The organism is Cupriavidus sp. HY129 (genome assembly GCF_059492215.1).
The window spans coordinates 3,264,013-3,290,458 of sequence record NZ_CP083254.1 but is presented as its reverse complement, the minus strand read 5'-3'; the positions used below and the strand labels follow the sequence as shown (position 1 = coordinate 3,290,458).

General features: G+C 62.4%; 18 protein-coding genes. 16 read left to right on the top strand and 2 right to left on the bottom strand.

Annotation, left to right across the window (positions count from 1 at the left end; all coding sequences use genetic code 11):
- Positions 1 to 308: 308 nt before the first annotated feature.
- The 5 genes from rpoB (at position 309) to K6G35_RS15085 (ending at position 11,355) form a co-directional block, all read left to right on the top strand.
- Complete coding sequence (gene rpoB, locus K6G35_RS15105) at positions 309 to 4,415, top strand: DNA-directed RNA polymerase subunit beta (RefSeq protein WP_008649192.1); 4,107 nt, start codon at positions 309 to 311, stop codon at positions 4,413 to 4,415.
- A gap of 115 nt (positions 4,416 to 4,530) precedes the next feature.
- Positions 4,531 to 8,772: a DNA-directed RNA polymerase subunit beta' gene (gene rpoC, locus K6G35_RS15100; protein ID WP_008649191.1), complete on the top strand. Its 4,242-nt coding sequence runs from the start codon at positions 4,531 to 4,533 to the stop codon at positions 8,770 to 8,772.
- A gap of 249 nt (positions 8,773 to 9,021) precedes the next feature.
- Entirely contained in the window at positions 9,022 to 9,306 is a 285-nt protein-coding gene (locus K6G35_RS15095) for a hypothetical protein (protein WP_008649190.1), read from the top strand.
- 144 nt (positions 9,307 to 9,450) lie between these two features.
- The gene (locus K6G35_RS15090; protein WP_008649188.1) at positions 9,451 to 11,010 is read left to right on the top strand and encodes a nitrite reductase; all 1,560 of its coding nucleotides are present in this window, start codon (positions 9,451 to 9,453) and stop codon (positions 11,008 to 11,010) included.
- 15 nt (positions 11,011 to 11,025) lie between these two features.
- On the top strand, positions 11,026 to 11,355 hold the full coding sequence (locus K6G35_RS15085; protein ID WP_008649187.1) for a c-type cytochrome: 330 nt from the start codon (positions 11,026 to 11,028) through the stop codon (positions 11,353 to 11,355).
- Here K6G35_RS15085 and pdxR read toward each other — a convergent pair.
- On the bottom strand, positions 11,330 to 12,877 hold the full coding sequence (gene pdxR / locus K6G35_RS15080; RefSeq protein ID WP_495675889.1) for a MocR-like pyridoxine biosynthesis transcription factor PdxR: 1,548 nt from the start codon (positions 12,875 to 12,877) through the stop codon (positions 11,330 to 11,332). The genes K6G35_RS15085 and pdxR overlap by 26 nt on opposite strands.
- Positions 12,878 to 13,116: 239 nt before the next feature.
- On the opposite strand from pdxR, the gene recQ reads away from it, so the two are divergent.
- From recQ to rpsJ, 6 genes are all read left to right on the top strand, one after another.
- Positions 13,117 to 14,964, top strand: a complete 1,848-nt coding sequence (gene recQ, locus K6G35_RS15075; RefSeq protein ID WP_495675888.1) for a DNA helicase RecQ — start codon at positions 13,117 to 13,119, stop codon at positions 14,962 to 14,964.
- A gap of 304 nt (positions 14,965 to 15,268) precedes the next feature.
- Positions 15,269 to 15,646, top strand: a complete 378-nt coding sequence (gene rpsL, locus K6G35_RS15070; RefSeq protein WP_008649178.1) for a 30S ribosomal protein S12 — start codon at positions 15,269 to 15,271, stop codon at positions 15,644 to 15,646.
- 208 nt (positions 15,647 to 15,854) lie between these two features.
- A complete protein-coding gene (gene rpsG / locus K6G35_RS15065; protein ID WP_008649176.1) occupies positions 15,855 to 16,325 on the top strand; it encodes a 30S ribosomal protein S7 in 471 nt (156 codons plus the stop codon).
- Between the two features lie 118 nt (positions 16,326 to 16,443).
- A complete protein-coding gene (gene fusA, locus K6G35_RS15060) occupies positions 16,444 to 18,552 on the top strand; it encodes an elongation factor G (protein WP_008649175.1) in 2,109 nt (702 codons plus the stop codon).
- An 80-nt stretch (positions 18,553 to 18,632) separates the two neighbouring features.
- Positions 18,633 to 19,823, top strand: coding sequence for an elongation factor Tu (gene tuf / locus K6G35_RS15055; protein WP_008649202.1), 1,191 nt, complete (start codon positions 18,633 to 18,635; stop codon positions 19,821 to 19,823).
- A 79-nt stretch (positions 19,824 to 19,902) separates the two neighbouring features.
- The gene (rpsJ, locus tag K6G35_RS15050) at positions 19,903 to 20,211 is read left to right on the top strand and encodes a 30S ribosomal protein S10 (RefSeq protein ID WP_006160488.1); all 309 of its coding nucleotides are present in this window, start codon (positions 19,903 to 19,905) and stop codon (positions 20,209 to 20,211) included.
- A 94-nt stretch (positions 20,212 to 20,305) separates the two neighbouring features.
- Here rpsJ and K6G35_RS15045 read toward each other — a convergent pair whose 3' ends face one another.
- Complete coding sequence (locus K6G35_RS15045; protein WP_008642902.1) at positions 20,306 to 21,319, bottom strand: AraC family transcriptional regulator; 1,014 nt, start codon at positions 21,317 to 21,319, stop codon at positions 20,306 to 20,308.
- A 319-nt stretch (positions 21,320 to 21,638) separates the two neighbouring features.
- Here K6G35_RS15045 and K6G35_RS15040 point away from each other — a divergent pair, with 319 nt between their 5' ends.
- From K6G35_RS15040 to rplC, 5 genes are all read left to right on the top strand, one after another.
- Positions 21,639 to 22,868 carry a dienelactone hydrolase family protein gene (locus K6G35_RS15040; protein WP_008642903.1) on the top strand — a complete coding sequence of 410 codons (1,230 nt, stop codon included), beginning with the start codon at positions 21,639 to 21,641 and terminating at the stop codon, positions 22,866 to 22,868.
- 86 nt (positions 22,869 to 22,954) lie between these two features.
- On the top strand, positions 22,955 to 23,743 hold the full coding sequence (locus tag K6G35_RS15035) for an SDR family oxidoreductase (protein ID WP_008642904.1): 789 nt from the start codon (positions 22,955 to 22,957) through the stop codon (positions 23,741 to 23,743).
- 33 nt (positions 23,744 to 23,776) lie between these two features.
- Positions 23,777 to 25,018: a styrene monooxygenase/indole monooxygenase family protein gene (locus K6G35_RS15030; protein WP_035881090.1), complete on the top strand. Its 1,242-nt coding sequence runs from the start codon at positions 23,777 to 23,779 to the stop codon at positions 25,016 to 25,018.
- A gap of 1 nt (position 25,019) precedes the next feature.
- Entirely contained in the window at positions 25,020 to 25,532 is a 513-nt protein-coding gene (locus tag K6G35_RS15025) for a flavin reductase family protein (RefSeq protein ID WP_035881091.1), read from the top strand.
- Positions 25,533 to 25,801: 269 nt separating this feature from the next.
- Positions 25,802 to 26,446, top strand: a complete 645-nt coding sequence (gene rplC, locus K6G35_RS15020) for a 50S ribosomal protein L3 (protein ID WP_008642922.1) — start codon at positions 25,802 to 25,804, stop codon at positions 26,444 to 26,446.

Sequence of the window (26,446 nt, the reverse complement as noted above, 5' to 3'; positions counted from 1 at the left end):
CGCAGAAATGTGCGGCAAGATATGCTTGGCACGCGACAATTGTTCGCGGCTTCAGCAGAAGCCAAACATCAGTGGCACACTAGGTGGTTGCTGATGTTTGTCTTCTGAACCGACTGCAGAAGACAAGTTTGGTCGGGTGTCCCCCGGGCGAGTACAGGCATTGCGCCGTGCAATGACCACACCGCCCGCAGCGTGCGGGCACCGTCAGCCAGAGGTTGGTAGCGGCCAACCGCCAAATCCCCTCCCAGTCGCTGAACACCTCAGGTGTTGGCCAGGTCCAGCCAGCCCTGCGATGATTCGGAGATCCCATGGCGTACAGCTTCACCGAAAAGAAGCGCATTCGCAAATCCTTTGCGAAGCGTGCGACGGTTCATCAGGTTCCATTCCTGCTTGCCACACAGATTGAATCCTACACCCAGTTTTTGCAAGCGGAAACGCCGCCCGCGCGTCGCAAGAGCGAAGGTCTGCAGGCCGCTTTCAACGCGATTTTCCCCATCTCCTCCCATAACGGGCTTGCCCGTATGGAGTTTGTCTCGTATCACCTGTCCAACCCGCCGTTCGACGTCAAGGAATGCCAGCAGCGTGGCCTGACGTTCCACTCGGCGCTGCGCGCGAAGGTTCGCCTGATCATCAACGATCGTGAGAATCCGGGCAAGGTGAAGGAAGTGAAGGAACAGGAAGTCTACATGGGCGAAATTCCGCTCATGACTTCGACCGGCTCCTTCGTCATCAACGGCACCGAGCGTGTCATCGTCAGCCAGCTGCACCGTTCGCCGGGCGTGTTCTTCGAGCACGACAAGGGCAAGACGCACAGCTCGGGCAAGCTGTTGTTCTCGGCACGGATCATTCCGTACCGTGGCTCGTGGCTCGACTTCGAATTCGATCCGAAGGACATCCTGTACTTCCGCGTCGACCGTCGCCGCAAGATGCCGGTGACGATCCTGCTGAAGTCGATCGGCCTGACGCCGGAACAGATCCTGGCGCACTTCTTCGTGTTCGACAATTTCACGCTGCAGAGCGAAGGCGCGCAACTCGAGTTCGTGCCCGAGCGTCTGCGCGGCGAAGTCGCGCGCTTCGACATCGTCGACAAGAATGGTCGCGTGGTCGTCGAGAAGGACAAGCGGATCAACGCCAAGCACATCCGTGATCTGGACTCCGCCGGTACCAAGCTGATCAGCGTGCCGGAAGACTACCTGCTGGGTCGCGTCCTGGCCAAGAACATCATTGATCCGGACACCGGTGAGGTGATCGCCAACGCCAACGACGAGTTGACCGAGACGCTGCTGGAAAACCTGCGCGAAGCCGGCGTCAAGGACATCCAGACGCTGTACACGAACGACCTGGACCAGGGTCCGTACATCTCCCAAACGCTGCGTGCGGACGACACCGCGGACCAGACGGCCGCGCGTATCGCCATCTACCGCATGATGCGCCCGGGCGAGCCGCCCACCGAGGACGCCGTGGAAGCGCTGTTCCAGCGCCTGTTCTACAGCGAGGAATCGTACGACCTGTCGCGCGTTGGCCGCATGAAGGTCAACAGCCGTCTGTCGCGCCCGAGCGGCGAAGGCAGCATGGTGCTGCAGGACGAGGACATCCTCGAGACGATCAAGATCCTGGTGAACCTGCGTAACGGTAAGGGTGAAGTCGATGATATCGACCACCTGGGCAACCGTCGTGTGCGTTGCGTCGGCGAACTGGCCGAGAACCAGTTCCGTGCCGGCCTGTCGCGCGTGGAGCGCGCCGTCAAGGAGCGTCTGGGCCAGGCCGAGACCGAGAACTTGATGCCGCACGACCTGATCAACTCGAAGCCGATTTCGTCGGCGATTCGCGAGTTCTTCGGTTCGTCGCAGCTGTCGCAGTTCATGGACCAGACCAACCCGCTGTCGGAAATCACCCACAAGCGCCGTGTTTCGGCTCTTGGCCCGGGCGGTCTGACGCGCGAGCGCGCCGGCTTTGAAGTCCGAGACGTGCACCCGACCCACTATGGTCGCGTGTGCCCGATCGAAACGCCGGAAGGCCCGAACATTGGTCTGATCAACTCGCTGGCACTGTACGCCCGCCTGAACGAGTACGGCTTCCTGGAAACGCCGTACCGCAAGGTGGAAAACAGCAAGCTGACCGACCAGGTGGATTACCTGTCGGCCATCGAGGAAGGCAAGTACGTGGTGGCGCAGGCCAACGCGACCGTTGACGCCGAAGGCAACCTCATCGACGAACTGGTGTCGGCGCGTGAAGGTTCCGAGCGTGAAACGCGTATGGTCACGCCGGACCGCGTTCAGTACATCGACGTGGCGCCGTCGCAGATCGTGTCGGCCGCTGCATCGCTGGTGCCGTTCCTGGAACACGATGACGCGAACCGTGCACTGATGGGCGCGAACATGCAGCGTCAGGCCGTGCCTTGCCTGCGTCCGGACAAGCCGCTGGTTGGTACCGGCATCGAGCGTACCGTGGCCGTTGACTCGGGCACGGCCGTTCAGGCAACGCGTGGTGGCGTGGTGGATTACGTCGACGCAATGCGTGTGGTGATTCGCGTGAACGACGACGAAGCCGTGGCCGGTGAAGTCGGCGTGGACATCTACAACCTGATCAAGTACACGCGTTCGAACCAGAACACCAACATCAACCAGCGTCCGATGGTGAAGGTTGGCGATATCGTTGCACGTGGCGACGTGATCGCCGACGGCGCATCGACCGACCTGGGCGAGCTGGCGCTGGGCCAGAACATGCTGGTCGCGTTCATGCCGTGGAACGGCTACAACTTCGAGGATTCGATCCTGATCTCGGAGCGTGTGGTTGCTGAAGACCGCTACACCTCGATCCACATCGAGGAACTGTCGGTCGTCGCCCGCGACACGAAGCTCGGACCGGAAGAAATCACGCGCGACATCTCGAACCTGGCCGAAGCGCAACTGGCGCGTCTGGACGAGTCGGGCATCACGTACATCGGCGCGGAAGTCGAAGCCGGCGACGTGCTGGTGGGCAAGGTCACGCCGAAGGGCGAAACCCAGCTCACGCCGGAAGAGAAGCTGCTGCGCGCGATCTTCGGCGAGAAGGCTTCGGACGTGAAGGACACGTCGCTGCGCGTGCCGTCGGGCATGAGCGGTATCGTGATCGACGTGCAGGTCTTCACGCGTGAAGGCGTGACGCGCGACAAGCGCGCCCAGTCGATCATCGACGACGAACTGAAGCGCTACCGTCTGGACCTGAACGACCAGCTCCGTATCGTGGAAGGCGACGCGTTCCAGCGTCTGGAGCGCATGCTGCTCGACAAGACCGTCAACGGCGGTCCGAAGAAGCTGGCGAAGGGTGCCAAGCTGACCCGCGAGTACCTGGCCGACCTGGACAAGTACCACTGGTTCGACATCCGTCCGGCCGACGAGGAAGTGGCTGCCCAGCTCGAAGCGGTGAAGGAAGCCATCGAGCAAAAGCGCCACGAGTTCGACCTGGCCTTCGAAGAGAAGCGCAAGAAGCTGACGCAGGGCGACGAACTGCCGCCGGGCGTGATCAAGATGGTCAAGGTGTACCTGGCCGTCAAGCGTCGCCTGCAGCCTGGCGACAAGATGGCAGGCCGTCACGGTAACAAGGGCGTCGTGTCGAAGATCGTTCCGATCGAAGACATGCCGTACATGGCCGACGGTACGCCGGCAGACATCGTGCTGAACCCGCTGGGCGTGCCTTCGCGGATGAACGTGGGTCAGATTCTGGAAACCCACCTGGGCTGGGCCGCTCGCGGTCTGGGCCAGCGTATCGGCGACATGCTCAAGGCTTCGGCCAAGGCGCAGGAACTCCGTCCGCTGCTCGCGCAGATCTACAACGAGAGTGGCAAGGCCGAAGACCTGGATAGCCTGAGCGACGCCGAAGTGCTGGAACTGGCGGGCAACCTGAAGAAGGGTGTTCCGTTCGCCACGCCGGTGTTCGATGGCGCGCACGAAGCGGAAATCCGCCGGATGCTCGACCTGGCCTACCCGGACGATATCGCGAAGGAACGCGGCCTGACGGCATCGAAGCAGCAGGTCACGCTGCACGATGGCCGTACCGGCGAAGCGTTCGAGCGTCCGGTCACGCTGGGTGTGATGCACATGCTGAAGCTGCACCACTTGGTCGACGACAAGATGCACGCCCGTTCCACCGGCCCGTACTCGCTGGTGACGCAGCAGCCGCTGGGCGGTAAGGCCCAGTTCGGTGGCCAGCGTTTCGGTGAGATGGAAGTGTGGGCACTGGAAGCCTACGGCGCATCGTACGTGCTGCAGGAAATGCTGACGGTTAAGTCTGATGACGTGAACGGCCGTACGAAGGTGTACGAGAACATCGTCAAGGGCGAGCACTCGATCGACGCCGGCATGCCGGAATCGTTCAACGTGCTGGTGAAGGAAATCCGCTCGCTGGGTATCGACATCGACCTAGATCGCTACTGATCCGGACGACGAGGGTGCCGGCCGAGGCCGGTGCCCACCAGTGAGTGGTTTCCCACAGAATTGAATGCCGCTGCTCCGGACGAATTCCGGACCGGCGGCGAAACAAGGAGTTGCAATGAAAGCATTGCTCGATCTCTTTAAGCAGGTTCAGCAGGAAGAGCAGTTCGACGCGATCAAGATCGGCTTGGCCTCGCCCGAGAAGATCCGTTCGTGGTCGTACGGTGAAGTGAAGAAGCCGGAAACGATCAACTACCGTACGTTCAAGCCGGAACGCGACGGCCTGTTCTGCGCCAAGATCTTTGGCCCGATCAAGGACTACGAGTGCCTGTGCGGCAAGTACAAGCGCCTGAAGCACCGTGGCGTGATCTGCGAGAAGTGCGGCGTGGAAGTGACGCTGGCCAAGGTGCGCCGCGAGCGCATGGGCCACATCGAACTGGCTGCTCCGACCGCTCACATCTGGTTCCTGAAGTCGCTGCCGTCGCGTCTGGGCATGGTGCTCGACATGACGCTGCGCGACATCGAACGCGTGCTGTACTTCGAAGCGTTCGTGGTGCTGGAACCCGGCATGACTCCGCTCAAGAAGAGCCAGATCATGTCGGAAGACGATTACATCGCGAAGTGCGATGAATACGGCGAAGGCGAATTCGTGGCGATGATGGGTGCCGAGGGCATCCGTGAACTGCTGCGCGGCATCGACATCGAAAAGCAGATCGAACAGATCCGCGCCGAGCTGCAGGCCACCGGTTCCGAAGCCAAGATCAAGAAGTTCGCCAAGCGCCTGAAGGTGCTCGAGGCGTTCCAGCGCTCGGGCATCAAGCCCGAGTGGATGATCCTGGAAGTCCTGCCGGTGCTGCCGCCCGAACTGCGTCCGCTGGTTCCGCTCGATGGCGGCCGTTTCGCCACGTCGGACCTGAACGACCTGTATCGCCGCGTCATCAACCGTAACAACCGTCTGAAGCGCCTGCTGGAGCTGAAGGCCCCTGAAATCATCGTGCGCAACGAAAAGCGCATGCTGCAGGAAGCCGTCGACTCGCTGCTGGACAACGGTCGCCGCGGTAAGGCGATGACCGGCGCCAACAAGCGTCCGCTGAAGTCGCTGGCCGAAATGATCAAGGGTAAGGGCGGTCGTTTCCGTCAGAACCTGCTGGGCAAGCGCGTGGACTACTCGGGCCGTTCGGTCATCGTGGTGGGCCCGACGCTGAAGCTGCATCAGTGCGGTCTGCCCAAGCTGATGGCGCTCGAGCTGTTCAAGCCGTTCATCTTCCACAAGCTGGAAACGATGGGCATCGCCACGACGATCAAGGCTGCCAAGAAGGAAGTGGAAAGCCAGACGCCGGTGGTGTGGGACATCCTGGAAGAGGTGATCCGCGAGCATCCGGTGATGCTGAACCGCGCGCCGACGCTGCACCGTCTGGGTATCCAGGCGTTCGAGCCGGTGCTGATCGAAGGCAAGGCAATCCAGCTCCACCCGCTGGTCTGCGCCGCGTTCAACGCCGACTTCGACGGTGACCAGATGGCCGTTCACGTGCCGCTGTCGCTGGAAGCCCAGATGGAAGCCCGCACGCTGATGCTGGCGTCGAACAACGTGCTGTTCCCGGCCAACGGCGATCCGTCGATCGTGCCGTCGCAAGACGTGGTGCTGGGTCTGTACTACACGACCCGCGACAAGATCAACGGCAAGGGTGAAGGCATGACCTTCGCTGATATCAGCGAAGTCATCCGCGCCTACGAGAACAAGGAAGTCGAGCTTGCATCGCGCGTGAACGTCCGTATCACCGAGTACGAAGTGGTGAACAAGGACGCCGACGGCGACGCACGTTTCGCACCCAAGATCACGCTGCAGGCCACCACGGTCGGCCGCGCGATCCTGTCCGAGATCCTGCCGAAGGGCCTGCCGTTCTCGGTGCTGAACAAGCCGCTGAAGAAGAAGGAAATCTCGCGCCTGATCAACACCGCGTTCCGTAAGTGCGGTCTGCGCGAAACCGTGATCTTCGCTGACAAGCTGCTGCAGTCGGGCTTCCGCCTGGCTACGCGCGCCGGTATCTCGATCGCGATCGACGACATGCTGGTGCCGCCGCAGAAGGAGAAGATCATCTCCGACGCAGCCGCCAAGGTGAAGGAATACGACAAGCAGTACATGTCGGGTCTGGTGACGGACCAGGAGCGTTACAACAACGTCGTGGATATCTGGGGTGCCGCTGGTGACCAGGTGGGCAAGGCGATGATGGAGCAGCTCCAGCACGAAGACGTGGTCGACCGCACCGGCGCGACGGTCAAGCAGGAGTCGTTCAACTCGATCTACATGATGGCTGACTCGGGTGCTCGCGGTAGCGCGGCCCAGATTCGTCAGCTGGCCGGTATGCGTGGCCTGATGGCCAAGCCGGACGGCTCGATCATTGAAACGCCGATTACGGCGAACTTCCGTGAAGGCCTGAACGTTCTGCAGTACTTCATCTCGACCCACGGTGCACGTAAGGGTCTGGCGGATACGGCACTGAAGACCGCGAACTCGGGTTACCTGACCCGTCGTCTGGTCGACGTGACGCAGGATCTGGTGGTGGTGGAAGACGATTGCGGTACCTCCAACGGCGTGGCCATGAAGGCCCTGGTCGAAGGCGGTGAAGTGATCGAAGCCCTGCGCGACCGTATCCTGGGCCGTGTGACCGTGGCCGACGTGGTGAACCCTGAAACCCAGGAAACCGCGATCGAGACCGGCACGCTGCTGGACGAAGACCTGGTCGAGCTGATCGACGCCATCGGCGTGGACGAAGTGAAGGTGCGTACTCCGCTGTCGTGCGATACGCGCTACGGCCTGTGCGGCAAGTGCTATGGCCGTGACCTCGGCCGCGGTGTGCTGGTGAACTCCGGCGAAGCCGTGGGTGTGATCGCCGCACAGTCGATCGGTGAGCCGGGTACCCAGCTGACCATGCGTACGTTCCACATCGGTGGTGCGGCATCGCGTGCGGCAGTGGCATCGAGCGTGGAAGCGAAGGCAACCGGTACCGTGCGTTTCACGGCGACCATGCGTTACGTTACCAACACGAAGGGCGAGCTGATCGTCATTTCGCGTTCGGGCGAAGCGCTGATCACCGACGACCACGGCCGCGAGCGCGAGCGCCACAAGATCCCTTACGGCGCTACGCTGCTCGTGCAAGACGGCCAGGCCATCAAGGCTGGTACGCAGCTGGCCACGTGGGACGCCCTGACGCGCCCGATCGTGTCGGAGTACACCGGCACGACCAAGTTCGAGAACGTCGAAGAAGGCGTGACCGTCGCCAAGCAGATGGACGAAGTCACCGGCCTGTCGACCCTCGTGGTAATCGACGCCAAGCGCCGCACGGCTGCCACCAAGGGTCTGCGCCCGCAGGTGAAGCTGCTCGACGCGAACAACCAGGAAGTGAAGATCCCGGGCACGGACCACTCCGTGACCATCGGCTTCCAGGTGGGCGCGCTGATTACCGTGAAGGACGGCCAGCAGGTGCACGTGGGTGAAGTGCTCGCACGTATCCCGACCGAGTCGCAGAAGACCCGTGACATTACCGGTGGTCTGCCGCGAGTGGCCGAGCTGTTCGAAGCACGTTCGCCGAAGGACGCCGCCGTGCTGGCGGAAGTCACCGGTACCGTGTCGTTCGGCAAGGACACCAAGGGCAAGCAGCGCCTGGTGATTACGGACCTGGACGGCAACGCCCACGAGTTCCTGATCGCCAAGGAAAAGCAGGTGCTGGTGCACGACGGCCAGGTGGTGAACAAGGGCGAAATGATCGTGGAAGGTCCGGCGGATCCGCACGACATCTTGCGCCTGAAGGGCATCGAAGAGCTGGCGCACTACATCGTGGACGAAGTGCAGGACGTGTACCGTCTGCAGGGCGTGAAGATCAACGACAAGCACATCGAAGTGATTGTTCGTCAGATGCTGCGCCGTGTGCAGATCGCCGATGTGGGCGACACCAAGTTCATCCCGGGTGAACAGGTGGAGCGTTCGGAACTGCTCGACGAGAACGATCGTGTGATCGCCGATGGCAAGCGTCCGGCCACGCACGAGAACCTGCTGCTGGGTATTACGAAGGCGTCGCTGTCGACCGACAGCTTCATCTCGGCTGCATCGTTCCAGGAAACGACGCGCGTGCTGACCGAGGCCGCGATCATGGGCAAGACCGATGACCTGCGTGGTCTGAAGGAAAACGTGATCGTGGGTCGTCTGATCCCGGCCGGTACCGGCCTGGCCTATCACCGTGCCCGCAAGGCACGCGAGGCTGCCGAGCGCGAACGCGCACAGGCGATCAGCGACGAAGAGCAATCGCTCTTCATCGAGCCGCCGGTTGTGCAAGCGACCGAAGGCGAGGGCGACGCAGTCTGATCGGCATCACGCCAAGCAGTACAGCTGTATAGAAAACCCGGCTCACCCGAGCCGGGTTTTTTTTGCTTCCGCGTTTCCGTGCGAGCCGGAAACTTGCGCGACGTCAGGAAATCGACCAACGATGGATGCTACGTTCGGCCGGAACGATTCTCATCACGCCAACCAAAGCCCATGCAGCCTCCATTGCCCGTTTCTCGCATTCCGCCAAGCCATCGAATTGTCCGTGGACTCGCGATTGCCGGGAGCTTGATGCTGTCTTTGACGCAGGCGGTAGCCGAAGAGGCCTTCTGGCTCGATCTGTCGACCAGCCAGCCGGGCGCCACGGTGGAGGACCATCGCCGTCAGCGGTTCGAGGAACACTATGATTGCCTCTCGGGCCGCGGCAATGCGCACCTGTGCGAACGGCTCGAGGATCAGGCGCGCCAAGGCCAGAAGGATGTGCTGCGTCAGAGCGCATCGCCGGCCCCGCTAACTCCGCCGGTTGACCCAGACGAATTCCAGCGGCAAGTCATACCGTTGCCGGGGGGGCGCTGACTGCAGCGGCGCCCACGGCAGTCGTTCCCCAACCCGCCAACCGTACCCATCACCTTTCAGTTTCCATCCCCTGCGCGCCGTCACCCGACGGAACAGACTTCCATTGTTGCTGCGCGATTGCGCGGGGTACTTGGAGTCTGGTCCATGTTCGGAAGAACGATGCTGTTTGTCACGTTGACCGGTGTGTCGTCGGCCATCTCGGCCATGACTGCCGAGGAGATAACGCGCGCCGACGCGCTCTATCAGGCCAACTGTGCGGTGTGTCACTCGGCGAGCCGGGGCGGGTATGTGGGGCCCGCCTTGCACAAGGACCGCCTTGTGCAGAGCGCGGCTGCGTTACGCGGCACGATCATGACTGGTATCCCCGACACGCTGATGCCGCCGTTCCACTCGCGCCTGCCCGATGCGGACATTCATCTGCTGGCGGAGTACATCCATTCGCAGCCGGTCAGCAAGCCGGAATGGTCGATGAAGCAGGCCCAGGACAGCCTGGAAGTGCTGATCGACGAGAAGACGCTCCCGTCGAAGCCGACTTACAAGATCGACTCGGTCTACGACCTGATGGTGGTCATGGCCCGCGGACGCTATGGCCGGGGAACGGGTTCCGATAACGCCAAGACGGTGTTCCTCAACGGCAAGACCAATCAGGTGGTTGGCGAGATCGCTACACCGATTGCGCCGCACATCATGGATTTCAGCCCGGTCAATGAGCGATGGGCGTGGCTCAAGAGCGACGATGGCTACGTCTATAAGATCGACCTTTACTCGCTCAAGGTTGTGCGCAAGATCAAGACGGGTTTGACGGGGCCGGGCATTGCCGTGTCGAACGACGGCAAATGGCTGGCCGCCAGTTCATTCGTGCCAAATCTCGTCATGATCCTGAAGGCGGATACGCTCGAACCCGTGAAGCACCTTCGCCTGGAAGGCACGGACCCGGACGGCAAGTTCATTCAGTCGGCAGGTGGGCCGGTGATCGGCAGCCGGATCAACAACAAGTTCGCGCTGACGCTGCGCCAGGCGGGGCAGATCTGGATCGTGGATCCGGATCGAGAGGGGATGCCCGTCACCAAGCTCGAGAAGGTCGGACGCATGTTGCACGATACGTTCCTGACGCCGGATGGACGATATTCGATGGTGGCCTCATATGACGACAACAAGATCGTCGCCATCGATCTCAAGGAAGACAAGGTGGTTCGCGATATTCCTGCGGGCTGCCAGCCGCACGTTGGATCGGGCGCAGTGACGCCGATCGGTGGCCGAATGCTGGCTTTTGGTACCAACATCGGTAAGTGCGACAAGGGTGATGTGGTGACAGTCTGGGACACCAAGGATTTCTCGGTCGTGAAGAACATCCGCGTGGCTGGCCCGACCGAGTCGCCGGCAGCCCATCCTGACGCGCCGTATGTCGCGGTCGATATCGTCAGCAAGGACAAGAGGGCGTCCCAGATCCAGCTTATTGACAAGCAGACGCTTGAAGTCGTTCGCACGCTCGAAGCCGGTGGCCACGCGTTCTTCCCGGAGTACACCCGTGATGGCAAGTATCTGTACGTGAGCGCGGGCTACTACGGAGACCGGATTCGCATCTACGACAGTAAGACATTGGAGTTGGTCGCCGAACACAAGATGGAAAGCCCGGCAGGCATCTTCTCGCGTGCCCGCACGCAATGGATCACCGTGGGCCTGCCGCCCACTCGCAAGAACTGATGGAGGAGTGACGCGATGACCGATTTTCGTTTGAACCGTAGCGCCGTCACGCTTGCATTGGTGCTGTTCTCGGTAGGCGTGCACGCCGAGACACCCAAGCTTGACGAGAAGGTGAAAGCTATCCTGCCGCTGTGTGCTTCTTGCCATGGCATCGATGGCATCAGCAGCGTTGGGCTGTACCCGAACCTATCGGGGCAGAAGCCCGAATACCTGGCAAAGCAGTTGCACGATTTCAAGGCTGGGCGCCGCAATGACCCTGTGATGCGGCCAATGGCCGAACCGCTGGATGATGCCGCGATCGATGCATTGTCGCGCTACTTCAGCAAGGTGAAGCCACCGAAGTAGTGGCTCGTGCGGTGGCGGGCTCCGCCACCGCATGCCTGAAGCGGGCAGTCAGCACGGATTTGAGCAGGCTCATCGCTTCGCCGATTTGCCTGGTCGTCAATGAGGCATAGCCAAACAGCACGACCCGATCGGTCTTCTCCGATGCATTCCCGCAGGCGGCTTCCGGCAGCGGGTAAAGGCGGATGCCGCTGGCCAGTGCGCACTGAACGATTTCGTCGGCGGGTGGGCTGTCGGTCGGGAGATGCAAGGCCAGGTGCATTCCGGTACTTGCCCCGCTGATCTGGCAATCGTCACCCCAGATACTGCGCAGGCCGGCCAGCAAGGCATCGCGCTGGGCGCGATATCTCCGGCGCAGTTTGTAGAGATGGCGACTGTAGTCCCCATACTCGAACAGACGCGCAAGCACTGCCTGCTCCAGCCACGGGCACCCATGATTCAGCAGGGCTTTTCGACGCGCCATTGCGTCGGCGAGCCTTGGGGGGCAGACCATGAAACCAAGACGGAGCCCTGGACCCAGCACTTTCGAGAAGGTACCCACATAAACGACGCGTGTGGGATCGAGTGCGGCCAGTGGCGGGAGCAGCGCGCTGTCATAGGCGAAGTCTCCGTCATAGTCGTCCTCGATCACGCAGGCGCCGACGCGTGCTGCCCACGCCAGCAACTCGCGCCGCCGGTCGAGCGACATCGTGTAGCCGAGCGGGTACTGGTGCGATGGCGTGGTATAGGCCAGTTGCACTGGTGCTTCCGGCAGGGCATGGGTGCATAGCCCTTGCGTGTCGACGGGGATGGTGACATGAACGGCATTCCCCAATCGCGGCAGGTTGCAGAAGCCCGCATAGCCCGGGGATTCCATCACGACGCGGCTGCCGTGGCGGATGAAGTGCGTGGCAAGGAGGTGGAGTGCTTCCTGCACGCCAGCGACGACGATGATCTGGCCTGGATCCACGGCCAGCGCGCGTGTCGCGGCCAGGTAATCCGCGATCTGCACCCGCAGACCCCACAGGCCTTCAGCGGGCGTGTACTCCGTCATGGCATGGCCCATATGGCGCAGCAACGGATTCGCCAGTTTCGCCCAACGACGCGCCGGGAAGGCATCCGGCGCGGGACGCCCGATCTTGAAGTCGAAGCGTACTGGCGACGGCGGCGGTGAGGTGTGAACGCCGGGGGTGACGATGTCCGCGCCGGATTCGGCGAACTGGTGTGCGGATGTGGCATTCCCCGACGTTTCCGCCCCGGGTGACGGCAGCGAGGACATTCGCGGTGTATCGGTAGCGACGAAGAATCCTCGGCCCGGCTCTCCACGCAGCAGGCCGGTATCGGCCAGGCATTCATATGCGCCAACCACGGTATTGCGCGAGACGCGCAACATCGCCATCAGAGCGGCAATCGAAGGGAGTCGATCTCCAGGTTGCAGGCACCCGGAGACGATCAGCCATTCGATCTGTCGCATGATCTGCCGCTTGTACGGCTCGGTGCCGTCCCGGGTAATGGAGATCGGCAGGGCAAAGGAATGGGTTTGCATCTTCCGTGGGGTTCGCTGAACCGTTGCTCGCGTCACAGAATGCGCGGCTTCGAATCATCCTAGGCCTGACTGGCGGTGCGATCGTTGTGCTGAGGCAAGGTGAACGGGGATGCGTCGGATTGCGGCAACTCGGTTGTTGGCCGTTGAAGTCTTCGCGACATTGGCACAGACACATGCAGGTGAGCCGGGCCTTAGTGGTATGGTTACGCCTTTCCTGGCTTTCCGAATCCCGCTGTCCCATGTCGCGCGCCCTGGCGATCCTCAAAGAAGTCTTCGGCTACCACGCATTCCGCGGCCGGCAGGGCGAAATCATCGACCACGTGGCCGAAGGCGGTGATTGCCTGGTGCTGATGCCGACCGGTGGCGGCAAGTCGCTCTGCTACCAGATTCCCGCGCTGCTCCGGCAGCAGGCAGGCCACGGCGTGGGTATCGTCGTATCGCCACTGATTGCGCTGATGCAGGATCAGGTCGCCGCACTGACGGAGGCGGGGGTTCGCGCCGCAGTGCTCAACTCGACGCTGAGCAGCAGCGAGGCATCGGCAGTCGAGCGGGACCTGCTGGCGGGGCGGCTGGATATCCTCTATGTGGCGCCGGAGCGGCTGATGACGCCGCGGTTCCTTGATCTGCTCGAGCGGACGCGCGTGGGTCTCTTTGCGATTGACGAAGCGCATTGCGTATCGCAATGGGGACATGACTTCCGGCCCGAGTACATCCAGCTGTCGGTCCTGCACGAGCGCTTTCCGCGTGTTCCGCGTATCGCCTTGACGGCCACGGCCGATGCATTGACGCGCCAGGAGATTGTCGAGCGTCTGGCGCTGGACGAAGCGAGCGTCTTCATCTCAAGCTTCGACCGCCCCAATATCCGCTATCGGATCATCGAAAAGGACAACGCCCGGCTGCAGTTGCTCGCGTTCATCAAGGCAGAGCACATGAACGCGACTGGCGGGCACGACAGCGGCATCGTCTACTGCCTGTCACGCAAGAAGGTCGAGGATACCGCAGCGTGGCTGTCCAGCCACGGCATCAACGCGCTGGGCTATCACGCCGGCATGGACTCCCAGATTCGCCAGACGCACCAGGCCCGATTCCGCGAGGAAGAAGGGATCGTGATGGTAGCCACCATCGCTTTCGGCATGGGTATCGACAAGCCGGACGTACGCTTTGTGGCGCACCTGGACCTGCCCAAGAGCATGGAAGGGTACTACCAGGAAACCGGACGCGCGGGGCGCGACGGCCTGCCCGCCAATGCATGGATGGCATACGGGCTGGGCGATGTGGTGCAGCAGAAACGCATGATCGACGAGTCGGAAGCGGACGAGGCGCACAAGCGCGTCTCATCGTCCAAGCTCGATGCGTTGCTGGGTTTGTGTGAAACCGCTGGCTGCCGGCGTGTGCGCATCCTGGCGTACTTCGACGAGACGGCCGAGCCCTGTGGAAATTGCGATACCTGCCTGGAGCCACCTTCCACCTGGGATGGGACACGCGAGGCCCAGATGGCGCTGTCGTGCGTCTACCGCATCGCGCAGGCGAGCCGCGTCTATTTTGGCGCCACGCATCTGATCGACGTGCTGCGTGGCAATGCCAACGAGAAGATCCGGCAATGGGGGCATGACAAGGTGTCGACGTTCGGCATCGGCAAGGATCGCTCGGTATCCGAGTGGCACGCGATCTTCCGTCAGTTGATCGCACACGGGCTGCTGGTCATCGATCACGGTGGACACGGAGCGTTGCTGCTTGGCGATTCGGCGCGTGCCGTGCTCAAGGGTGAGGAATTGATCACCCTGCGCCGCCAGGTCAGCAAGCCGGGCAAGTCCGCCGACCGTGGCGCGCGCGGGGCGAGGATCGACCATACGGCGACGATGGATGCCGACATGCTGGCCAACTGGGAAGCGCTGCGCGGCTGGCGGACCACCACGGCGCGCGAGCACGGCGTGCCCGCCTATGTGATCTTCCATGACGCCACGCTGGGGGAACTGGCGCGCAGCGCACCCGAGTCGCTCGATGAGCTGGCGGAAGTGCCCGGAATCGGTGCGTCGAAACTCGAACGCTACGGCGAGGAAATCCTCGAAATCCTGCGCGCAGTGTGAGGCGTGAGGGTGCCGGGCGGATCTTCGGGTATACCGCTTGACCATTGCCAAGCGGCCTGCTAGAGTGCCAGATTCGAGTTTTTGGCTTTGGATTTCGCTCGTCTGTCGGATATGTGGACTTCGGTTTGCAACCGGGCAAGGCGACAGCGGGATCCTGGCGAGCTCGCGCTCTTTGGCAAGTCTGTCACTTCACAGCCCTTCCTCCAGAGCGTTCGCTCACCTTTCCCGTCCGAAACCCGTAGTTGCCCCTTATGTCGTCCGCTGGCAGAGGGGTGTTTTTGTAAAAACCAAGCTGGATTGAACAATGCCAACTATCAACCAACTGGTTCGCAAGCCGCGTGTCTCTGAAGTCATCAAGAGCAAGAGCCCAGCGCTTGAGAACTGCCCGCAGCGTCGCGGCGTGTGCACCCGCGTGTACACCACGACGCCGAAGAAGCCGAACTCGGCACTGCGTAAGGTCGCCAAGGTGCGCCTGACCAACGGTTTCGAAGTCATTTCGTACATCGGCGGTGAAGGCCACAACCTGCAGGAACACTCGGTCGTGCTGATTCGCGGCGGCCGTGTGAAGGACTTGCCGGGTGTGCGTTACCACATCGTCCGTGGCTCGCTGGATCTGCAAGGCGTGAAGGACCGCCGGCAGGCCCGTTCGAAGTACGGTGCGAAGCGTCCGAAGGCTGCCTAAGCTTCTACGCAAGCAATACCCGACAGAGCTGTGGCGCGAGTCATGGAGCTGTCACCAGGCGGCGGTACAACGGAGCGTTTTTGATGCGCCGTGCCGTCGAGTAAGTGGTCACCCGGCGAATTTGCCCATAAAACGAAGGCAAGCTAGTTGGTGACCGGAGAGCGGGAACAAGCAAGACCGCTTCTCAACTGAATCTAAAGGAAAAAAGATGCCACGTCGTCGTGAAGTCCCCAAGCGGGAAGTTCTGCCTGATCCGAAGTTCGGTAACGTTGAAGTTGCCAAGTTCATGAACGTGCTGATGCTGGACGGCAAGAAGTCGGTTGCCGAACGTATCGTCTACGGCGCGTTCGACCAGATCGAAAAGAAGGCAGGCAAGGCCCCCATCGAAGTGTTCTCCGTTGCGATCAACAACGTGAAGCCGGTGGTGGAAGTGAAGAGCCGTCGCGTGGGCGGCGCAAACTATCAGGTTCCGGTCGAAGTCCGTCCGTCGCGTCGTTTGGCATTGGCGATGCGTTGGCTGCGCGAGGCCGCGAAAAAACGCAGCGAGAAGTCGATGGCGCTGCGCCTGGCAGGTGAACTGCTTGAAGCTGCAGAAGGCCGTGGTGGCGCGATGAAGAAGCGCGACGAAGTGCACCGCATGGCCGAAGCCAACAAGGCGTTCTCGCACTTCCGCTTCTAAAGCGCGCGAGAAACATTGTTGGTTGCCGGGCGGGCTGTGTTTTTACACATCTCGCCCGTTTGTGTTAAGGGCGCAGACCATGAGATTTCTGCGCCTCATGGACGAATAGAGGATTAAAGTGGCTCGTAAGACTCCTATTGAGCGCTACCGTAACATCGGTATTTCGGCTCACATTGACGCGGGTAAAACCACCACGACCGAGCGGATCCTGTTCTACACCGGTGTGAACCACAAGATCGGTGAAGTGCATGATGGCGCGGCCACCATGGACTGGATGGAGCAGGAGCAGGAGCGCGGCATCACCATCACGTCTGCTGCGACCACCGCCTTCTGGAAGGGCATGGGCGGCAACTACCCCGAGCACCGCTTCAACATCATCGACACCCCGGGCCACGTGGACTTCACCATCGAGGTGGAGCGTTCCATGCGCGTGCTGGATGGCGCCTGCATGGTCTACTGCGCAGTGGGTGGCGTGCAGCCGCAGTCGGAAACCGTCTGGCGTCAGGCCAACAAGTACGGCGTGCCGCGTCTGGCGTTCGTCAACAAGATGGACCGTACCGGTGCGAACTTCTTCAAGGTCTACGACCAGCTGAAGACCCGCCTGAAGGCCAACCCGGTGCCAGTCGTGGTGCCGATCGGCGCTGAAGACGGCTTCCAGGGCGTTGTCGACCTGCTGGAAATGAAGGCGATCGTCTGGGACGAAGCCAGCCAGGGCGTGAAGTTCGAGTACCAGGACATCCCGGCCGAACTGCAAGCTACCGCTGACGAATGGCGCGAGAAGATGGTCGAGTCCGCCGCCGAAGCCAGCGAAGAGCTGATGGAAAAGTACCTGGGCGGCGAAGAGCTGACCCGCGCCGAGATCGTGAAGGCGCTGCGTGACCGTACCATCGCCTGCGAAATCCAGCCGATGCTGTGCGGCACCGCGTTCAAGAACAAGGGCGTGCAGCGTATGCTCGACGCCGTGATCGACTTCCTGCCGTCGCCGGTTGATATTCCGCCGGTCAAGGGTGTGGACGAGAGCGACGACGAGAAGAAGCTCGAGCGCAAGGCTGACGACAACGAGAAGTTCTCGGCGCTGGCGTTCAAGATCATGACCGACCCGTTCGTTGGTCAGCTGATCTTCTTCCGCGTGTACTCGGGCAAGATCAATTCGGGCGACACCGTGTACAACCCGGTGAAGCAGAAGAAGGAGCGTCTGGGCCGTATTCTGCAGATGCACGCCAACCAGCGCGAAGAAATCAAGGAAGTGCTGGCCGGTGACATCGCCGCCGCGGTGGGCCTGAAGGACGCCACCACGGGTGACACGCTGTGCGACCCCGCTGCCCCGATCGTGCTCGAGCGCATGGTGTTCCCGGAGCCGGTGATCTCGCAGGCTGTCGAGCCGAAGACCAAGGCTGACCAGGAAAAGATGGGCATCGCCCTGAACCGCCTGGCCGCTGAAGATCCGTCGTTCCGCGTGCGTACCGATGAAGAATCGGGCCAGACCATCATTTCGGGCATGGGCGAGCTCCACCTCGAAATTCTGGTCGACCGCATGAAGCGCGAATTCGGCGTGGAAGCCAACATCGGCGCGCCGCAGGTTGCCTACCGCGAAACCATTCGCAAGAAGGCCGAGGACGTCGAGGGCAAGTTCGTCAAGCAGTCGGGCGGCCGTGGCCAGTACGGTCACGCCGTGATCACGCTGGAACCGCAAGAGCCGGGCAAGGGCTTCGAATTCATCGACGCCATCAAGGGCGGTGTGATTCCTCGCGAATACATCCCGGCGGTCGAGAAGGGTATCGTCGACACGCTGCCGGCCGGTATCCTGGCTGGCTTCCCGGTGGTGGACGTGAAGGTCACGCTGACGTTCGGTTCGTACCACGATGTGGACTCGAATGAAAACGCGTTCCGCATGGCCGGCTCGATGGCTTTCAAGGAAGCCATGCGCAAGGCCAGCCCGGTTCTGCTCGAGCCGATGATGGCCGTGGAAGTGGAAACGCCGGAAGACTACACGGGTACCGTGATGGGCGACTTGTCGTCCCGCCGCGGCATCGTGCAGGGCATGGACGACATGGTGGGCGGCGGCAAGATCATCAAGGCCGAAGTCCCGCTGTCGGAAATGTTCGGTTACTCGACCGCGCTGCGCTCGGCCACGCAAGGCCGCGCCACCTACACCATGGAATTCAAGCACTACGCTGAGGCACCGAAGAACATCGCCGAAGCTGTGATGACGGCCAAGGGCAAGTAATAAAACGCTGTACCGCCACGCATGATCTGCGTGGCGGTGTAAAGAATCGAATCAGACTGTATTCCATTAGGAGCTGAAACATGGCAAAGGAAAAGTTCGAGCGGACCAAGCCGCACGTGAACGTAGGTACGATTGGTCACGTTGACCACGGCAAGACGACGCTGACGGCAGCGATTGCCACGGTGCTGGCAGCCAAGTTCGGTGGCGCAGCCAAGAAGTACGACGAAATCGACGCAGCGCCGGAAGAGAAGGCACGCGGCATCACGATCAACACCGCGCACGTGGAATACGAGACGGCCAACCGTCACTACGCCCACGTTGACTGCCCGGGCCACGCTGACTATGTGAAGAACATGATCACGGGCGCTGCGCAGATGGACGGCGCGATTCTGGTGTGCTCGGCCGCTGACGGCCCGATGCCGCAGACGCGTGAGCACATCCTGCTGGCCCGTCAGGTTGGCGTGCCGTACATCATCGTGTTCCTGAACAAGTGCGACATGGTGGACGACGCCGAGCTGCTCGAGCTGGTGGAAATGGAAGTGCGCGAGCTGCTGTCGAAGTACGAATTCCCGGGCGACGACACGCCGATCATCAAGGGTTCGGCCAAGCTGGCGCTGGAAGGCGACAAGGGCGAACTGGGTGAAGTGGCAATCATGAACCTGGCCGACGCGCTGGACACGTACATCCCGACGCCGGAGCGCGCTGTGGACGGTACGTTCCTGATGCCGGTGGAAGACGTGTTCTCGATCTCGGGCCGCGGTACCGTGGTGACCGGTCGTATCGAGCGTGGCGTGATCAAGGTCGGTGAAGAAATCGAAATCGTGGGTATCCGCCCGACGGTGAAGACGATCTGCACGGGCGTGGAAATGTTCCGCAAGCTGCTGGATCAAGGCCAGGCTGGTGACAACGTTGGTCTGCTGCTGCGCGGCACGAAGCGCGAAGACGTGGAGCGTGGTCAAGTTCTGTGCAAGCCGGGCTCGATCAAGCCGCACACGCACTTCACGGGTGAGGTGTACATTCTGTCGAAGGACGAAGGTGGTCGTCACACGCCGTTCTTCAACAACTACCGCCCGCAGTTCTATTTCCGTACGACCGACGTGACTGGCTCGATCGAGCTGCCGAAGGACAAGGAAATGGTCATGCCGGGTGACAACGTGTCGATCACCGTCAAGCTGATCGCCCCGATCGCCATGGAAGAAGGTCTGCGCTTCGCTATCCGCGAAGGTGGCCGTACCGTCGGCGCCGGCGTTGTGGCAAAGATCCTCGACTAAGCAATCTTCCTGGGACATGCCCGCGGGCATGTCCCCTTTTATCCGGGCCACTGGCCCATCGCTCTTTTAAGGAACAATCATGCAGAACCAGAAGATCCGTATCCGCCTGAAGGCTTTCGACTATCGCCTGATCGACCAGTCGGCAGCCGAAATCGTGGATACCGCCAAGCGTACCGGTGCTATCGTCAAGGGTCCCGTGCCCCTGCCGACCCGTATCCAGCGCTTCGACATCCTGCGTTCGCCGCACGTCAACAAGACCAGCCGCGATCAGTTCGAGATCCGCACTCACCAGCGCCTGATGGACATCGTCGACCCGACCGATAAGACCGTCGACGCGCTGATGAAGCTCGACCTGCCGGCAGGCGTGGACGTCGAGATCAAGGTGTAAATATGTTTCGGGCCGCATCGGCGGCCTGTTGCAGCAAAACGGCGAACTTCGGTTCGCCGTTTTTGTTTTGTGGTGACCCGGTTTCTTGCCTGGCTCAGCCCCGACCGCGTCGTCGCAAAGTTTCTCCCGGGCACTCCCCAAACGCACGCCGGTATTCGACGCTGAATCGCCCCAGGTGAGCAAAGCCCCAGCGCAACGCGGCGGCCGTTACCGAAGACAGCGTTGCGTCATTGAGCAGATCCTGCCTCACCCGTTCCAGGCGGACCGTGCGCAGATAGGTCATCGGGCTCAGGCCCCGATGCTCGCGGAATCCCGCATACAGGCTGCGCAGACTGACCCCCGCCATCTCGGCGAGCAGCGCGGGCGTCACCGCTGCATCGGCGTGGGCATGGATGTATTCCTCGACAACCTTCACGTGCCTTGGCGCTAGCGGCTTGCCGTGTTCGCGTAACACGTCGGACAGGCTGTGCGGCTGGAACGTCAGCAATGTGCCGATTGCCAATTGCTCGAGCTGGCAGGCAGTTAGCGGGTGGCTCGCGGTTTGCGGCGCGTGGTTCAAGGTGTCGGCCAGATACTGGACGAGCGACTGCCACCCCGTGTTGCGCCAGGCCATGCCGAGCTGGAAGCGCAGCGGCTGGTTCGGTCGCCGGCCCAGATATGCCGCGCAAACGCGTTCCAGGGCGCTGCGCTCGATGCGTACGATGAGTTGGTCGTTGTCGGCGCTCCACCGCATCCGCAGGGGTTCGCTCGGTGTCAGCACCGAGGCGCATTCCGAATCCGAGACAACGTGCTGCCCGCCGCAGTGAATATCCGCCTGGCCAGCCATCGGCATCTGTATCAGCAAGAAATCGCCTAGCGGGCCTGGGTCGATGGTCACGTCTCCGCCGTAACTGAGCCGGTTGAAGGACACTGCGCCCACGGGCACGTGATGCATTCGCGCACGCAGCGCATTGCCATGCAGGGTGAGTCGATGGGGCTTGAAGACCGACGCTACCCGTGCACGCGTGGTGTCGAGGTCGTCCGAATCGAACACCAGACGGCCGGTGTCGTGAAGCAGGGCACCTGCCAGCGGCACCATGGCCGGGGCAGTGGGGGGCATCTGCGGCATGTCTCGCTCCTGGCGGGGCCGGCCCGGGCGCTGCCGCTTCTGCCGGTGGATCGCCACCTTGACCGAACGTGCGCGCCGCGTGATTCCGGCTGTTGTCAGCCGGCTGGCACAGTGCGCAGCGGCTGATTCGCTGCGCACCACTATAGCGGATTCGTCCCCGGCCCCTACGTCCCCCTTGAACGGGGACGCACTTTCCTGCACTAATCGGATAGCCGCTGCACTAGGCGGCTAGTTTGCTGCGGTGCGGGTCTCCGATCATGTAGGCAACGGCGGGGCACGCACGGCGGCCATACCCACAAAACATACAGGAGCAAAAGGCATGGGCCAGACCATCCAGATCCAGACCCAGGACGGCAACTTAAGTGGCTATCTCGCCACTCCGGCAGTAGGTAAGGGCCCGGGCATCGTGCTGTGCCAGGAGATCTTCGGCGTCAACGCCACCATGCGGCAGGTGGCCGACTACTACGCCGAGGAAGGCTATACCGTGCTGGTGCCGGATCTGTTCTGGCGCATCAAGCCCGGGATCGAGCTAACCGACCGCGGGGCGGACTTCCAGCGTGCACTCGGCTTGTACCAGCAATTTGACGAAGATAAGGGCGTACAGGACGTCGGCGCCGCTCTCGCCACGCTGCGCCAACGCCCCGAATGCGCTGGCCAGACCGGTGTGCTCGGCTTCTGCCTCGGCGGTAAGCTGGCCTATCTGGCGGCGTGCCGACTGCCGGACGTAGCCTGTGCCGTCGGTTACTACGGGGTTGGTATCGAGCGCGCGCTTGGCGAGGCCAGAAACATCCGTGGCCGGCTGGTACTGCATGTCGCCGAGCGCGATGGCTTCTGCCCGCCCGAGGCGCAGGCGAGCATCCGTGAAGCGCTGTCCGGCCAGCCAGGTGTCGAGTTGTACGTCTATCCGGGGATGGATCACGCCTTTGCGCGCGCCGGCGGCGAGCACTTCGACAAGGCCTCGGCCCTGATGGCGCACCAGCGTTCGATCGCGGCGTTCCGCGCCGAGATGGGCCCACACTACGATTTCTCCGCGCTGTGGGACAAGCATTGCGAGTACGAATTCGCCACGCGCGATGTCGATGCCACGATGGCGACGATGGTGGCCGAGCCATACGTCAACCACATCCCGACGATGACCGGTGGCGTGGGCTACCGGCAGCTCAAGCGCTTCTACCAGCACCACTTCGTCCACAGCAATCCGCCCGACACCACGCTGATTCCGCTGTCCCGCACGATCGGCGCCAGCCAGGTAGTGGACGAGATCCTCTTCTGCTTTACCCACACCTGCGAGATCGACTGGATGCTCCCCGGCGTGCCTCCAACCGGCAAGCGCGTCGAGATCCCGCTGATCGCCATCATCAAGTTCCGTGGCGACAAGCTCTATCACGAGCATATCTACTGGGACCAGGCCAGCGTGCTGGTACAGGTGGGCCTGCTCGATCCCAAGGGGCTGCCCGTGGCCGGAATCGAGACGGCACGCAAGCTGCTGGACGAAACGCTGCCATCCAACACGCTGATGGCGCGCTGGAGCGAGAGCGAAGGCAAGTAACGCCCCCGGCCCACGTCGCGGAACGGGCGGAACGCGGGGACGGCACGTCAGAGGCCGCCCCGCACATCAACCGAGGAGACACCATCATGCAAGGCTTGCAGGACAAGGTAGCCATCGTCACAGGCGGCGCCACACTGATCGGCGCGGGGGTTGCCCGCGCATTTGCCGAAGCGGGTACCCGCGTGGCGATTCTCGATATCGACGCTGCCGGCGGCGAGCGTGTGGCGGCATCGTTGGGGCCGATGGCCATGTTCGTGCCCACCGACATCACCCAGGACGATCAGGTCCGCAGCGCGGTCGCGCAGGTGGTCAGCCGCTTTGGCGGCGTGGATTTTCTGGTCAACCTGGCCTGCACCTACCTGGATGATGGTTTTCGCTCTTCCCGTGCTGACTGGCTGGCGGCTCTCGATGTGAACGTGGTGTCCGGCGTCATGCTGGCGCAGGCCGTGCACCCGCACATGCGCACGCGTGGCGGCGGTGCCATCGTCAATTTCACCAGCATCTCGGCACGGGTCGCGCAGACCGGACGCTGGCTCTATCCGGTCTCCAAGGCCGCCATGGCGCAACTGACGCGCAGCATGGCGATGGACCTCGCGCCGGACCGCATCCGCGTCAATGCCGTCTCGCCGGGATGGACCTGGTGCCGGCTGATGGACGAAGTCAGCGGTGGCAACCGCGCGCGCACCGATGCTGTGGCCGCGCCCTTCCACATGCTCGGACGCGTTGGTGAGCCGGACGAGGTCGCACAGGTGGTCCTGTTTCTCTGCTCGGATCACGCCAGCTTCGTCACCGGAGCGGACTACGCGGTGGATGGCGGATACGCCGCCATGGGCCCTGAACAGAACGTGCCGGCCATCGGCAAGCTGGCTGGCTGAATCGCCTTCCGAAAACAGATCACGGAGACAACCATGAGCCAACGTATTGCCATCGTCGGTGCCGGCCAGTCCGGATTGCAGATGGCCCTGGGGCTGCAGGCCAGAGGCTATCGGGTGACTTTGCTGTCTAATCGCACCGCGGACCAGATTCGCGCGGGAAAGGTGATGTCCAGCCAATGCATGTTCGATCGCGCGCTGCAGACCGAGCGCGATCTCGATCTCAATTGGTGGGAGGAAGCGTGCCCGCCCGTGGAAGGTATCGGCCTGGCCATTCCCCATCCGGAACGGCATGGCGAGAAGCTGATCGACTGGGCGGCCCCGCTAGACCGCGTGGCGCAGGCAGTGGACCAGCGCCTGAAGATGCCGGCGTGGATGGATGCCTTCGTCGAACGCGGCGGCGATCTGCGCATTGTCGATGTCGGGCTGGATGAACTGGAAGCCCTCACGCTCGAGCACGACCTGGTGCTGCTGGCCGCCGGCAAGGGGGAGATCGTGAGCCGCTTCGAGCGCGACGCCGCACGCAGCCCTTTCAGTGCGCCCCAGCGCGCGCTGGCGCTGACGTACGTCACGGGCATGGTGCCGCGCACACCTTTCTCGCGGGTTTGCTTCAACCTGATCCCGGGGGTAGGGGAGTACTTCGTGTTCCCAGCGCTCACGCTATCCGGGCCATGCGAGATCATGGTGTTCGAAGGGGTTCCGGGCGGCGACATGGACCGCTGGTCCGAAGCGCGTACGCCGGAAGCGCACCTTGAGGAGAGCCTGCGCATTCTGCGTACCTATCTGCCCTGGGAGGCCGAGCGTTGCGATCACGTGGCGCTGACCGATGCCAATGGCATCCTGTCGGGCCGCTTCGCGCCGACGGTGCGCAAGCCGGTGTTGACCCTGCCTTCCGGTCGACTGGTATTCGGAATGGCCGACGCCGTGGTCGTCAACGATCCCATCACTGGCCAGGGCTCGAACAACGCCGCCAAGTGCTGCAAGGTGTATCTGGACGCCATCCTCGCGCGGGATGGGCTTCCCTATGACGCGGACTGGATGAACCAGACGTTCGAGCGGTACTGGGCGTATGCGGGCGATGTGGTCAACTGGACCAACTCGCTGCTGACCCCGCCGCCGCCTCATATCCTCGGCCTCCTGGGCGCCGCGGGCCAGTCGCCGGCATTGGCCGCGCGCATTGCCAACGGATTCGACAATCCACCGGACTTCTTCCCGTGGTGGTCCGATCCGGTGGCATGTCAGCAGTTGATTGACCAGCAACTGGCCAAGGCAGCGTGACATGGACTCGACCAAGATAGTCGCAAGCGCGCCGGCGGGCGCGCCCGATCCCCGGGCCTTGCGAAGGGTCTGCGGACGGTTCGCGACGGGCGTGGCGATCATTGGCGCGTGCGCCCCGCAAGGCCGGCCGGTGGGGCTGACCGTGAACTCGTTCGCCTCGCTGTCGCTGGATCCGCCGCTGATCGTTTGGAGCCTGGCGCGCCATTCGCCCAATGTGGCCCTGTTCCAGTCAGGAGAGGCCTTCGGCGTGAGCATCCTCCGGGCAGGGCACGACGAACTGGCGCGTCGATTCGCCAGACCCCAGCCTGACAAGTTCGCCGGCGTGCCGCACTGGCGCTGTCCGCGTGGCGTGCCGTATCTTGACGAGGCGCTCGCGACGCTCTCGTGCCGTGTCGAGCGTGCCGACCCGCTCGGCGATCACCTGCTGATCGTCGGTGCAGTAGAGGATTTTGCCGCCTCCGATGGTGATCCGCTGGTGTTCTATGGGGGTGATTTCGTCCGCGTGGCCGCCTGAAATGCACACTTCGGCAGCCATCGCGCCGCCACGAGTTGGCTTTACGCCGCAATTTCGCCGAATTCTGCCACTACAGATGTGGTTCTGCGCGGGATTCGGCAATTGAACTTGCCCTTTCCAAGCTCCTGCGATATAGTGTAAGGCTACCCGTTTCTCCGGGTAGCGGGGGCCGTTTTGGTCGTGCGCAATTTCTTTCGCGCAACCCGCACTCACACAGTTTTCGTGTATCAATCAGCCCCGGCCAATCGCAGCTGGGAATGGAGCAAACCATGAGCCTTGGCCTTGTAGGTCGCAAGGTTGGCATGACCCGTATTTTCACGGACGACGGTGATTCGATTCCCGTTACCGTGGTCGAGGTCGGCGACAACCGCGTGACGCAAATCAAGACGGACGAGACCGACGGTTACACCGCCGTTCAAGTCACCTTTGGCAGCCGACGCGCAAGCCGCGTTACCAAGCCGCTGGCGGGTCACCTCGCCAAAGCCGGTGTGGAAGCTGGCGAAGTCATCAAAGAATTCCGCATCGATGCAGCCAAGGCTGCCGAGCTGCAAGCTGGCAGCTCGCTCTCCGTCGACCTGTTCCAGGTTGGCCAGAAGATCGACGTGCAGGGCGTGAGCATCGGTAAGGGCTACGCCGGTACCATCAAGCGCTACCACTTCGCATCGGGTCGTGCCACCCACGGTAACTCGCGTTCGCACAACGTTCCGGGTTCCATCGGTATGGCGCAGGATCCGGGCCGCGTGTTCCCGGGCAAGCGCATGACGGGTCACCTGGGTGACGTTACCCGCACCGTGCAAAACCTCGAGATCGCCAAGATCGACGCAGAGCGCAAGCTGCTGCTGGTCAAGGGCGCCATCCCCGGTTCCAAGGGCGGCAAGGTCATCGTGACCCCGGCCGTCAAGGCCAAAGCTTAA